Origin of the sequence: Neoalteromonas facilis, assembly GCF_002807665.1 — a bacterium.
GTDB lineage: Bacteria > Pseudomonadota > Gammaproteobacteria > Enterobacterales > Alteromonadaceae > Alteromonas_E > Alteromonas_E facilis.
The window spans coordinates 497,577-509,873 of sequence record NZ_PEAY01000003.1; the positions used below are offsets into that span (position 1 = coordinate 497,577).

The 12,297-nt window shown below is 41.4% G+C and carries 11 protein-coding genes; 5 read left to right on the top strand and 6 right to left on the bottom strand.

Features of this window, described 5'->3' with window-relative positions; genetic code table 11:
• Positions 1–15: 15 nt before the first annotated feature.
• Genes CSH93_RS10540 through CSH93_RS10555 form a run of 4 tightly spaced genes read right to left on the bottom strand, consistent with a single transcriptional unit; the run spans position 16 to position 4,679 of the window.
• Entirely contained in the window at positions 16–1,011 is a 996-nt protein-coding gene (locus tag CSH93_RS10540) for a polysaccharide deacetylase family protein (RefSeq protein ID WP_164078346.1), read from the bottom strand.
• Positions 1,008–2,330 carry a FemAB family XrtA/PEP-CTERM system-associated protein gene (locus tag CSH93_RS10545; RefSeq protein ID WP_100643197.1) on the bottom strand — a complete coding sequence of 441 codons (1,323 nt, stop codon included), beginning with the start codon at positions 2,328–2,330 and terminating at the stop codon, positions 1,008–1,010. Before CSH93_RS10545 ends, CSH93_RS10540 begins: the two co-directional genes overlap by 4 nt.
• 1 nt (position 2,331) lies before the next feature.
• Positions 2,332–3,534 carry a DegT/DnrJ/EryC1/StrS family aminotransferase gene (locus CSH93_RS10550; protein ID WP_100643198.1) on the bottom strand — a complete coding sequence of 401 codons (1,203 nt, stop codon included), beginning with the start codon at positions 3,532–3,534 and terminating at the stop codon, positions 2,332–2,334.
• Positions 3,531–4,679, bottom strand: coding sequence for a glycosyltransferase family 2 protein (locus CSH93_RS10555; RefSeq protein WP_100643199.1), 1,149 nt, complete (start codon positions 4,677–4,679; stop codon positions 3,531–3,533). Before CSH93_RS10555 ends, CSH93_RS10550 begins: the two co-directional genes overlap by 4 nt.
• Positions 4,680–4,833: 154 nt before the next feature.
• Here CSH93_RS10555 and xrt point away from each other — a divergent pair, with 154 nt between their 5' ends.
• Complete coding sequence (gene xrt / locus CSH93_RS10560) at positions 4,834–6,303, top strand: exosortase (protein ID WP_164078347.1); 1,470 nt, start codon at positions 4,834–4,836, stop codon at positions 6,301–6,303.
• On the top strand, positions 6,300–7,394 hold the full coding sequence (locus tag CSH93_RS10565) for a glycosyltransferase (RefSeq protein WP_100643201.1): 1,095 nt from the start codon (positions 6,300–6,302) through the stop codon (positions 7,392–7,394). The genes xrt and CSH93_RS10565 overlap by 4 nt, the downstream gene beginning before the upstream one ends.
• On the opposite strand, the gene CSH93_RS10570 is transcribed toward CSH93_RS10565, so the two are convergent.
• Both CSH93_RS10570 and CSH93_RS10575 read right to left on the bottom strand, forming a co-directional pair.
• A complete protein-coding gene (locus CSH93_RS10570) occupies positions 7,378–8,217 on the bottom strand; it encodes a sulfotransferase family protein (RefSeq protein ID WP_100643202.1) in 840 nt (279 codons plus the stop codon). The genes CSH93_RS10565 and CSH93_RS10570 overlap by 17 nt on opposite strands.
• A gap of 83 nt (positions 8,218–8,300) precedes the next feature.
• Positions 8,301–8,540: a hypothetical protein gene (locus CSH93_RS10575; RefSeq protein ID WP_100643203.1), complete on the bottom strand. Its 240-nt coding sequence runs from the start codon at positions 8,538–8,540 to the stop codon at positions 8,301–8,303.
• Positions 8,541–8,958: 418 nt separating this feature from the next.
• Here CSH93_RS10575 and CSH93_RS10580 point away from each other — a divergent pair, with 418 nt between their 5' ends.
• The 3 genes from CSH93_RS10580 to CSH93_RS10590 are packed head-to-tail and all read left to right on the top strand — an operon-like array spanning position 8,959 to position 12,104.
• Complete coding sequence (locus CSH93_RS10580) at positions 8,959–9,717, top strand: sulfotransferase family 2 domain-containing protein (protein WP_100643204.1); 759 nt, start codon at positions 8,959–8,961, stop codon at positions 9,715–9,717.
• Positions 9,695–10,861 carry a glycosyltransferase family 4 protein gene (locus CSH93_RS10585; protein ID WP_100643205.1) on the top strand — a complete coding sequence of 389 codons (1,167 nt, stop codon included), beginning with the start codon at positions 9,695–9,697 and terminating at the stop codon, positions 10,859–10,861. The genes CSH93_RS10580 and CSH93_RS10585 overlap by 23 nt, the downstream gene beginning before the upstream one ends.
• Positions 10,851–12,104 (top strand): glycosyltransferase family 4 protein, encoded by a 1,254-nt coding sequence (locus CSH93_RS10590; RefSeq protein ID WP_100643206.1) that lies wholly within the window; start codon positions 10,851–10,853, stop codon positions 12,102–12,104. The genes CSH93_RS10585 and CSH93_RS10590 overlap by 11 nt, the downstream gene beginning before the upstream one ends.
• Positions 12,105–12,297 lie beyond the last annotated feature (193 nt).

Here is a 12,297-nt window from a genome sequence, read left to right on the forward strand (position 1 = left end):
GACTTACTTTCTTGCTTACTTTAGTTTTTCTTTAATGGCTTCTATCGCACCTATATACTGCAAGAAGTCTTCAAAATGGGTAGGAAATGAGAACCGTGGAATGCTGTATTGATTACAGTTAGGTGACCAATACCCAGGAACAGTTGATACTGCTGCAGACAAACCGAGTTCAGCACACATTTGTTCGTCCCGTTCAGTAAAATCACCTTGTCTCCCTGTCGGATAAGCAAACACGGGAGATACAGAAGTCACTTTTTCTTTCAGTAATGAATAACTATCGTTAATCTCACGTCTCGCTTCTTCCATTGTTAGCATGGATAAAATCCGATGACTTTGAGTGTGAGGAGCAACAAAATGGCCAGCGCTGATAAATTGATTGATGTCATTCCATGAAGCAGGCAAAAAGGAGCTTGGGGGGCCAACAGGCACATCAACTTCTAGAGATGGGTAAAGAGTATCTTTTATCCAATTATATATAGTCGATTGAGGTTGCCTTTTAAGTTTGTCTCTGAGAAATGTTTTTAGATACAGAAATGAACTATTTTGTTGTTCTAACATCAGCTCAGAGGTATCAGGAAGGAAAAGAGTACATTTTTGTAGGTGGCTACTTGAGAGCGCAAATTTAACCTGATCATCCCAAGGCCATAAGCCCTTATCGATAAAGTCAGTGATAACAAAACAGGTAAGTGGAATATCAAATTCGCCAAATACACTAGCCGTATCAACGATATTGTCTTTGAAACCATCATCGATTGTGAAGACTATACTCCTGGGAGGGATGTCAAGGTTGTTATTAGCCATGTTTATCAATGATTCAAGACTAATCGGATTGTAATGTTCTTTTCTTAAATGAGCCAAACATTGACGCAAAAAGTTAAGGTCGTGGCCGTCTGGGGATAACGCGCTTCTAGTTCTATGCAACATCAGCACAGGTACAAAATCCCCAAGGAATGTCCTATATATCGAATAGGGTACCTTATTGAGCAATTGTGCAACTGTAGCTTTGATCACACTAAATCCTTCGCAACCATGGGGCCTATAAGGTTCGTCACAAACAATGGCAAGCGCTGCCATATCGTTATTGCTAGTTTGAACTTGGGGTTATCTGGATTAAGACCTTCCGATATCTTAAAACCATTTTTGTCAGTATCGTACCAATAGTGTTGGACTGGTTTTGCCCCCCACTGTTTTTTGAATTTAAACGTACCGGCATCCGCGGTTGAACGTCCAAAATCAAACCAACGACACTTTTTCTCTATGCAGCGTAACAAAATCTGCCGATACGTCCACATATTCATATCGTAAGCGTTGGCTTTTCTTAGCGTTGAGGCCCAAGGAATTTCTGCCATATCTTTATGGTAAATAAGAAAACCACAGGAAACAGGAGCACCATTGACATAACCTACACATAATTCTGAGTTTTCAGGAAATTGCCGTAGGTAATCGTTGAACCATTGTTTCGCGTAAACTGGCGTACCGAGATCACGCATATTTTGGCTAAACACTCGATAGAAATCGTTGAGAAGTTCACTAGACCCAAATTTTATCGTTGGCTTCATAACTTCAGCTTTCTTGGCTTGAGCCCTGACTTTTGCGCCTATTGAACGATTAAAACTTTCGATGTCAGTTTGCAAAACCCGTAGCATCGACACCTTCTTTTCTGATGCCGGCCAGTCTCCCAATTTTTGAGTGCTGCGAACTTGTATATTTTTGAGTTCTAACTCGTTGCACAGCACGGGCAATTGCTGCATTAAGCCCACACAGACATCTTTATAATGTGAAATCGAGCCACCATAATTTACATGAGGGATTGAAGTGGCAAATCGCCCAAAAATCGCGCTGTCGGTGATAAATAATGGGAGTCCACCCACAATCTCATTATTCTCATCAAATGCAAGCATTACCAACGGCTCTAGGGGCAAACTTTTCTGTAGTAGCGACATAAATGCTTTTGAATGATAAAAGCTTGCCGAATGGCGTTTAATGAAGGTCCACCAAGCGTCTGGTATGCTGTTCATTTCGTAAGATTCAAAAAACAGCGGACAGTTTAGGGTTTGGGCGGCAGCGTTAAATTGTTCTGGCAATGGTGGATGAGCAGATGTAGAAGACTCTGACTTTGTCGGCTTATCCTGATTTTTTAAATTTTTGAGTTTTGACTCCGCGTCTTTTAATGCTTCACTGATAGCCTGCATTTCACGTTTTAAGGATAGGAACTGTTCTGAATCACGCGGAACGTTTTTGAATTGGCCAGCAATCTCACCTTTGTGGTTTTTAAGCTGTTTTATTTTTTTAGTCAGAATTTCGTTATCAGTTAGTTTGTTGTCGTTCACTTCAATTCACACTCATGCTGGTGGGCAATACGTTGTCCAAATTCGAAATCATGACGTCTACGTGGTTAGTGCTTATCCCTGGGTGGACAGGTAGTGTTAGCATTTTGTCAGCAAGCACTTTTGCATGTTTAATTTCCGCATATCGTTTAACTTTACTATCTACGTCGTCTATCTCGGGGAGCAATGCATTATAAAACGGTGAAGCTCCAATTCCTGCCAGACTTAACTTTCGTATCAATGCATCCCGCTCTGTTTTTGAGAAGCACAATAACGGGTAACGCAATAGTCGATTGTGTGTTTGCTCTGCCATTTTATTGTCGGGCTTTAACTTTCTCAATTTAACTTCAGCTTTCGGCTCATGGGCTAAGTACGCCTTGATAGCACTGACTAGTAATTGCTTTTGGTCATTTCCGAGAGCCTCTATAGACATTAACGGATGAAATTTTGTTTCACCTATAGATAAAAACGGTAATCTGGCCACTGCACCGTATATTAATGGACTACAGAGGAAGTTGAACAGCGAAGCTTTTAGTCGATACTTTAGACTGATATTGTCCGTAGAAGCTTTTTTCGCAATTTGGACATGACCTAAAGCATCCGTCAGCGATTCGAATACAGTAGTTAAAGAACTATTGTGTAAAAACAGAGCACCACCACCGAGAAGGTTTACCGGTTTACCTCTGCCAAACGACACGATCGACATGTCGATGGGCTCAAAACTGTCATCAAAAAAGCGGGTTTGGCCGCTATTTTCAATAACCGGTTTCGCCGTTGAGCTTGGCAGCCATTGCGCATTGTCTTCAATAATGATGAGCTCATTGCCAACAGTATTTCTCAGCGCATTAATCGGCATTCTAATACCCAACAGGGTAGGGCATACAATGGCCAATGTGTTTTCATTTAAACTGCTGTTAAGCGCTTCTTCGCAGTAGCTATAAGGACAGGCGAAGACATCTACGACGACCGCAACCAATCCCGCATATTCTATTGCGGCAACCAAGTCAGGGCACCCATAGGCAGGAATAATAACCTCATTCTTATCGGCTTTGTGACGCTTTGCTACCAACAGCGCCAGCGCAAGTGCAGCAGTGCCAGATTGCACTAAAGTATATTGAGTACCGCCGACAAGGCAATCAAATGACTCATGAGTTGTGCGCTTAAGCGTTGCAGGCGTGCCAACCGGCGGTGTTAAAGATAGACTCATCGTGCTGATGGCTGCCACACCGTCATACGAGTGCCGGTCAGAAACTTAATACTGGCATCAAATAATGCGATATTTACCTGAGTAAAGAAGTAAATTATTTTGACAATCGAGTTGTTGCGCAAAGACTCAACAAAGTGAGCCGCTATGGCAATGCCATAAAACGCTAATTGCCCAAGCATGGCGAGCGAATAAATACCCAAGGACTCTTGAATACAAAAGGGTGTGACGATGAAAAGCCCTAGCAGAGTCCAGGGTACAGTCCAGCGCAGCAGTTTGTGGCAGATTACTTGAAAACTAAAAAATCCAAATTTAAAGGGGTTTAAAACGTCTGGGTGTCTTTCAAGTGCTGTCATGCCACGTATAACGGTACGGATCTTTCTAGCATATTCTTTTGTTGGGTCGGCCAAATCTTTGTAGAACCCCAGTACGTCGGGAGCGGTTACGGCTTTTAGGCCTAAACGAGCACAATTTAGCGCAGTATTAAAATCACTCGGAGAGTGGATATCCCACTCTTGACATACTTCACGACGGGCAGCGAAAAATGAACCGCTTAATCCTACTAAGCCTGCAATCTGTGATTCACGCTGCCGAAGCCACATTTCATATTTTACATAAGCGCCCTCACCAGCCACGCTTCCATCTTTGCTGATAAAGCGATCTTCGCTAGAAATTGCGCCTACAATGGGGTCATCGAAATAAGCCGCTAGTTTCAGCAAACCATCGGGTTCAATTTTTGTAGCGGTATCAGAAAAAACGATTATCCCGCCTTCAACGGTCTGAATTGCCGTCCATTGTGCATTTTCTTTGCCTAACCGCTCTGTTGCTCTAACCAGTTTTACATTTCGATCACTGTATTCATTTACGATGTCGTCTGTGAAATCGCTTGAACAGTCAGAGGCGACAATTAGCGTTAATTTATCTGCTGGGTAATCTAACGATAACGTATTTTCTATCTTCTCTCGTATACGCTTTTCTTCATTGTAAGCAGTAACAATAAGTGTCAATGGGGGAAGTTCCTTCGATGTGCCAATGGAATCGCTGTGTGATGGATGACTTTTCACAACAGCAGCCAACTTTAATACCATTGGGTAAATAAAATAACTAAAAATCGATAGAACCAAAAAGATCCAAAATAGGCTTTCCATGCAAGTCCCTAAAACACTGAGAATTAGCCTTTACTCTATCCTTTTGGCATTAAAAAAGAAATCCTTTCGCCTCCTTTAAACGATCTGTTATCGTTAGAGGGTATAGGCTTAGTGCATGTCTTTTACCTTTTGCAAAGGGAGTAATGGAAAAGGAATGTCGGATCTTAATAAAAATAAGCAGCCTTTTTCCCCAGTCTTATTGGCAGCGATCGTTTTGTCGTTGTTGCTTGTTGGGTGGGCTTTTCAATCTACGCTGCTGTCGTTACACAGTATTTGGGTTAAGAATAATCAAGCTTATTCGCACGGATACGTCCTAGTACTGTTCGTGATTTACGCGCTCTACACTGAACGGGGCTGGGCGAGAATAGCACCGTCCTATTTAGCAATTCCTCTGGGTTTATTGGTAGGAGCAGTTTGGATCGCAGCGAGTGCAGTACAGGTGTTACTGCTCCAACAAATGGTAATCCCCGTTATCGTACTAACCCTCTTATTAGCGTGTGTTGGGGTTAAGAATATTATCAAGATTTGGGTGCCGTTATTGGGGCTTTATCTTGCAATTCCTATCATGGATGTGTTCTTGAGCCCTCTGCAAGATATGACAACATGGGCCGTGACATTGGGTGTGCGCACGGCAGGGATAACAGCCTTCATACAAGATTATGATATTCAAATACCGTATGGGATTTTGCGAATTGCCGATGGTTGCGCAGGCCTCAATTACATGCTCGCAGGACTAAGTATTGGGTTATTTTACTCGTATCTGAATTTAACGCGTGCGCGAGATAAAATCTTAGCCGTCAGCCTAATTATCTTGTTGTCATTGGTGGGCAACTGGATCCGCGTCTTCGCCTTGGTCATGATTGGGTATCACTCAAAGATGCAGAGTAGCTTAGTCAATGAGCACGGATTTTTCGGCTGGGTTATTTTCGCAGTCCTCATGATTGGCTATTTCATATTTATGGAATGGTATACAAAGCGTATTAATGGCTCTTCTGATCATGTTGAAGTAAAAAAGGCTGTAGCGCCACAGCAATTTAGAAAGGCCGCCGCTATTCTCATGGCGAGCAGCATAGCATTGATCGTATTTCCTACAATGATGCAACTCAAATTAAATAACTCGCCCAACACTACAGATGCTGAGGTTTATTTGCCGCCTGCATATGAGCGCTTCGAAGCATCGAATGTAAGTTTTGAACGTTGGGGCGGACAATTCCTTGGTCATGATCTTCTGCGTGGGTTTGAAAATCAGTCCACAGATAAAAATGAATACCTTATAGTCGCGTCTTATTTGAGCCAGGCCCAAGGAAAAGAATTGATTTATTACGCCAACAGGCCAGCAATCGGAATATTTAACGAGCGTGTGATAGAAACTGTAAATGGCGCTGTAAATACCGCTGAGATTCTTGAAGGGCGAGGTAGAGTGTTTTGGTTTTATAGTGTCGGTGGGGAAACTGCTAACACTGGCGTTGCAACTAAAGTTTTGCAGCTAAAGCAGGCATTAACACCAAAACCCGCCCATGCAGTCGTACTAATAGTGGAGTGTGGAAAAGAGTGCGACACTGTAGATGATTGGACTAAAAGCCCTGTAATTCAACAGCTTACATCGATTACCTTTGAGCCATGAAAATACTGCACATTGCGTCGGGAGATTTGTGGGCAGGAGCCGAAGTACAGATGTCCACTCTGCTAAAGGAATTAGTAAAAGAGCATCAAGTGTATGCCATTTTGCTCAACCACGGTCGACTAGAATCGGATCTGAAATCTGCCGGTGTAGAGGTGGCAGTATTAGACGAGTCAACCTTAAGCTTTTTCACAATATTGAATGGCGTAAGGGGGTTAATTACCCGTATTAAACCAGACGTTGTGCATACCCACAGGCAAAAGGAAAACATTTTAGGCGGTATTGCAAATGCGCTTAGTGCTAAGGCGGCTTGTGTTCGTACCGTACATGGTAGCTCTGAATTTTCATTAAATTGGAAGCAGAAGATACAGCGTGGAATCGATCATTTTGTTGGACGATTTCTTCAGCAAGGCATCATTTCTGTATCAGATACACTTACTGAAGAGCTCTGCCATTCGTTTTCAAAAGGCAAAATCCACACCTTAATGAATGGCATTGATGTAGCTAGCGTTATTAAGGATAGTCAGCTAACTGTAACACCCATTGCATCAGGTAAAATTCACGTATGTCTTGCAGGACGAATGGTCTCGGTAAAACGCGTTGATTTATTTCTTGAAATGGCGAAATGTCTTCTTGAATTAGGATCTGTTGAACCAGCGTTTGCTTTTCATGTATTTGGTGATGGGCCATTACTTGAACAGCATAAGCGTCTTGCAAAGTCGTTAGGTATACTTGAAAGCGTAACATTTCATGGGCACTGTGATGATATTCGCGCTCGGCTGAGTCAAATGGATGTGGTTGTAATGACATCTGACCATGAGGGCTTACCGATGACTGCGCTTGAGGCTCTGGCACTAAATAAACCGTTAGTTGCTCATGCGGTTGGGGGTTTAATACCCCTGCTACAAAAGGCATGGCCTGAGGGGCTGGTATCTGAGCACACCACAAGAGGTTATACAGAGGCTGTGTTGTCAACTATTCGCAGTATCAGAGATACAAAACCACCTGAATTACCGCAAGAATTCACGGCTCATCAAAACGCTAGAAGTGTATGTGAAGTGTATGAATCTCTCGTAACTAATCTGGCTGAATAACGTCATAATTCAGGCGAGATAGAATATTGGCCGCTTTGTCGTTTATTTTTCTTATCTCTTCCTTAGACAGTTTGGCAATGCTGCTTGCGTTCATATCTTTAACGCCTTCCTTCCTCTCGTGAATGGAAAACGTCTGCTGAGATAGGTCAGGAAAGGGCTCTAATCCAAGAAATGCAGCAATTTTGTCGAGCGATTCTTGCGGTGCCGTGGCAAGATCTTCATACTTTAATAAATGGAAGTGCTTTAGATGCTCTGCATCATCCAGCATGATCTGGTTACTTCTAGCCCATTGCCATGCTGACTTCTCAATCGGCCATCCCTCTTTAATGGATGTGGGATCTCCCTTTCTTGATATTCCTTCAGCTACCGCATATCCATTTCTGACAATGCCAATAAAGTGAGCGTTCTCGAAATACTTTTGAAACCAACGTGTTCTCGCTGCATTGGGAGGCGACTTTTCAACCAATACAGGTTTTGAGAGATCAAGCCGCATCCCCCATTCTTTCTTTATTCTCGCGACATCCGGACCTTCGTCACTCTCATCCAATCTAAAAATATCTTCGCGGTCAACCCACATTCGTGGAATGCCCAGATCATAGTCTTTTTGAAATTGGTCAGTTATAAAGTGACCTTCTGTGGGCAGTGCTGATATTTTAGGGTGCCTTCCCATTAATTCAGAGAGTAAAGTTGTACCAGAATTGTAACAACCGACAATAAATACCCATTTTTCAGGTTTAGGCATTGGCTTAAGGGCAATTTTTACTTCTCTAAAAATGTTCCCTAATGCCTCTCTTGTAACTGCTCTGAATCGTGTGCCTGCCATGTTTATCCTAAAACTCTATCTACAGAATAATTAAATTTATCAATTATAAATTGCTCGCCACGTGCGATAATATTTGCCGCTTCTTAATCATTAAGCACAATACCTGCGATGTTGATGGCGTTCAAGAAGTCTTCTGGGTAAATAAATTGGTCGATAAAACCATATTCTCTTCCCGCTTTGTCGAGAGATTGATCATTAAGTCGATGGTCCAACTCACTCAATAGCGTAAAAAAGAAAAAACACGACAAACCAAGTTGCTGACTTACTGGCGAAAAGCCACAGTCCTCGCTAATGCCCATTTCCCTTTTTTGCCCGAACATCATTGTGATCTAGCTTATAGCATTTTTCACATACCCCGCATTGGAGCACACAGATTGCCATTTATGAATAGGTTTGATGTGCGATGTTACCATGATTTAAAAGGATTTAAGGAATTATACTCGAAGTGTGGTTGGCTTATTTTTTAAAAGTACATAGAGTCAGACCCAATTGAGCTTCTCTGTATGGTTTGCATATACAAATAACCCAGCCTTTGAATACCTTGTCCCCTTCAGGGCATACTAGTGTCGGGAGGATTGTTTATCTAATAAATACTACCGCGCACCGCTACTATATTTAGCTATGGATAAGAGATGTTGAGGCACTAACATGATGGCATAATGAATTCCTTTTGTTTTCCATAGCATAACCAAAATCGCTGAGGTAACATACTCGATAATGGAATTTTTTTGAAGTAAGTTTGTGATAGCAAAGTTATACCAGAAGTGTTTTCCCAAAGAGTGGCGTCTGTGGTTTTATAAATTACGTCATCAAGCCGAAATTGCAGAATTGCGCACAAAAGTAACTCCCTCTCCTAAAGGTGATTTTTCGCTTGCCCCTTTTGACCAGAATCAATGTGTGTTTGTTCACATTACTAAAACGGCTGGTACTTCGGTCGCATTAACGTTATTTGATGCGTTGCCATACCACTACCAGGCCTGGCAGTATCGCGTTTTTTATGGTCGGAAGACATACAATGATTTTTTTAAATTCGCGTTTGTCAGAAACCCGTGGGATAGATTGTATTCGGCTTTTTCTTATTTAAAGGGAGGAGGCTGGAATGAGGATGACAAAGGTTGGGCAGAAGAGAACTTAAATGGAATTGATGATTTTAACGTATTTGTCCTAGAGTGGTTAAATACAGACAGGTTGCAATCGCATATTCATTTTTGGCCTCAGAGCGACTTTATCTGTGATGCCAAAGGCAAACCTATCATAGACTATATGGCGTACTTTGAAACCATTGCAGATGATTTTGACGTAATTGCAAAGCGTATTGGCTGCGATAGGAAACTAGTGCATAAGAACGCATCAAAGAGAGCAGGTTATAAAGATGTGTATAATCAAGCTGCGATAGATAAAGTTTCGAAACTGTATGCAACTGATATTAGTAACTTCGGATATCAATTTGATACCTACGACCGCAAGCAAGTGTTAAATGGACAATTTGTCAGTGACTAGGAAAAGTAAAAAAGACGGTATTCTATTAGTCGCCAATTGGCCCTCTGATGTAGGGTATGCTTGGTGGTTGATGGAAAGCTATTGGGCTGCCATTGCTTCGAGTTTTGAATCCACTCATGATAGCTACTTAGTATTCCCTGAACTTAATAAGCTTCCTAGGGTTATCGAACAAAGTCCCATCACACCAATTGAATATAAGTTTGAAGTATCAAGTTGGTCTGACATTAAGCGCAATTGTGACTTTATTAAACAACACAATATTCGTGTTATTTACCTTTCTGATTATGGCGTAAGTAGCTTTGCCTACCTCTGTTACCGAATCGCGGGGGTGAAGTATATTATTACGCATGATCATACGCCTGGATTAAGGACCGAAGCCAAAGGTATACGTAAGCTGCTTAAATATATTCGTGCGAACTTTCCCGGTATATCGGTCGACGCAGCATTTGGGGCGACATCTTTTGTCACGCGGCGATTACAAAAAACCAACTGCTTAAATGCCAATAAGTGTTTTACGGTGCAAAATGGGATCCAAATGCATGAAAAACCTGAGGATTGGCAACTACCCGATTGGTTTCCGCAAGATGGTAAATTTACCATCATTACGGCAGCAAGAGCGAATAAATACAAAGGGATATTGTTTGCTCTCGATGTTGTTTCGGAGCTAATACAGAATGGTCACCAAAATATTAGATATATTTTTTGTGGCGACGGGCCTCATTTGGAAGAGTTTATAGCGCGTGCGAAAGAACTTGATATAGATGATAATTGCTTATTTCCTGGCAGAGTAAACGAGGTTTGGAATTTGTTTCCTTATTGCAGCATTGGGTTTCAACCAAGCCAAGGGGAGGTGGGATATTCTTTGTCTGTTATCGAATATATGGCCGCAGGATTGCCCGTAATTGTTCCTGATAACCCTTCTGTATGTGATGCCACAGAGCACAGTAAAACAGGACGTATATATAAAGATTTGGATATTCAAGACGCAGTTCAACAGATATCCTTTTATATTCAGAGTAATAGCGAGCTTGCATCTAATGCCGAGAGTGCAAGGGAAGTTGTAGCGGATAAATTCACATTAACGAATTCTCACAGCTCTTTGATTAATGGGTTCATGAAGGTGATTAAAAATAATGACAATTAGTGCGTTCTACAATCCATTGCAGAAAAGTACAAAAGCTGACGCAGTAAATATTCTTACTGTTACTAGAGCTTTTCCCATCGCTACACAGCCTTGGTTAATAAATCATTTAAGACAAATTGCAAAGTTCGGAGGGGAGAATAGAATCATCGCTACTCAAGCAGAAGGTCGCTTAATTCCTTCTGAGATTATTAGCCAAGGCTTGTTAGAGATTACTCAAATTGTACCTAACGACAAATGGGCCTTACTGAATACTTACTTTTCTGCTTTTAAGAGCATTAGGCGAAATGATGTTTGGAAGCATTATAAGAGAGAAGAGGCTACTACTAAGCAGTTGATTTTCGATTTCTTGGCATCTCCCTCGTTCAATGTAAATGTTGATGTTATCCATTCACACAGTGAACCTGTAGGCTCAAAATTTGTTAGGCTAATAAAAGCCACGGGTAAGCCCTTCGTTCATACATTTCATGGCCTTACTCCTTCTGGAGTTCCTACTATAACTTCAGAAGAAAGAGCAAAGTATACTTCCGCAGCGAGAGCCATTTTCGTGAATACCGAGTTCGCTCGTAAGCAATATGAAGATATCGGAGCTCAATGTAGTAACTTTATAATTATTCCGCAAGGCACAGATTTGTCCCTTTGGCACTTCTCCAAAAGAAGCCAGCTTGAAGGTAGGTCTCTAAAATTATTAACGGTAGCAAGACTAGATAAAGAAAAAGGACACAAATTTGCTTTTGATGCTGTTCGCCAACTTTTGAGAAAAGGTGTTCAAGTACAGTATCACTTGGTGGGGGCTGGCAGTTACGAGATGAAGTTAAAAGACTATGCTAAGGAAATCGGGATAGAAAAACAGGTGACTTTTCATGGGATTTTAGTTAATCAGGATATAAAAAAAATTTATGCCGAATCTGACGTTTTTATATTACCAAGTTTGAGTTCAACAGAGGGTGGTTGGGAAGAAACTCAAGGAGTTGTAATTCAAGAAGCACAGGCTTCAGGGCTACTCGTGATAGCAACTAATACCGGTGGGATTCCAGAATGTATTATTGATCGTCAAACAGGAATCCTTGTTCCTGATAGGGATGCAAGCTCGCTCGCTCTTGCGGTTACTGAAGTGGCAGAGAATTACGATTTATTTACAAAAATGGTTGAGCGAGCAAGGCTGCATGTTGAACAAAATTACGACATAAATATCATTGGAAAGAAATTCAACGAACATTATCAAGAAATAAGAATGAGAGATTAAAAATCATATGCGGTCTTAAGATATATATAGCATTTTATCAAGTTCAAGAGTTAATTGTCGCGTACGTTTTTTAAGTTTGGTTAACTGTTTTGTGTTACTAACTAAAAGATGAACGCTTCTTAATTATGTAGACTTTTAAAGCTATGTTTTGGGCTCTAATCTACTCTATATTTACAAAATTCCGAACAGTGAA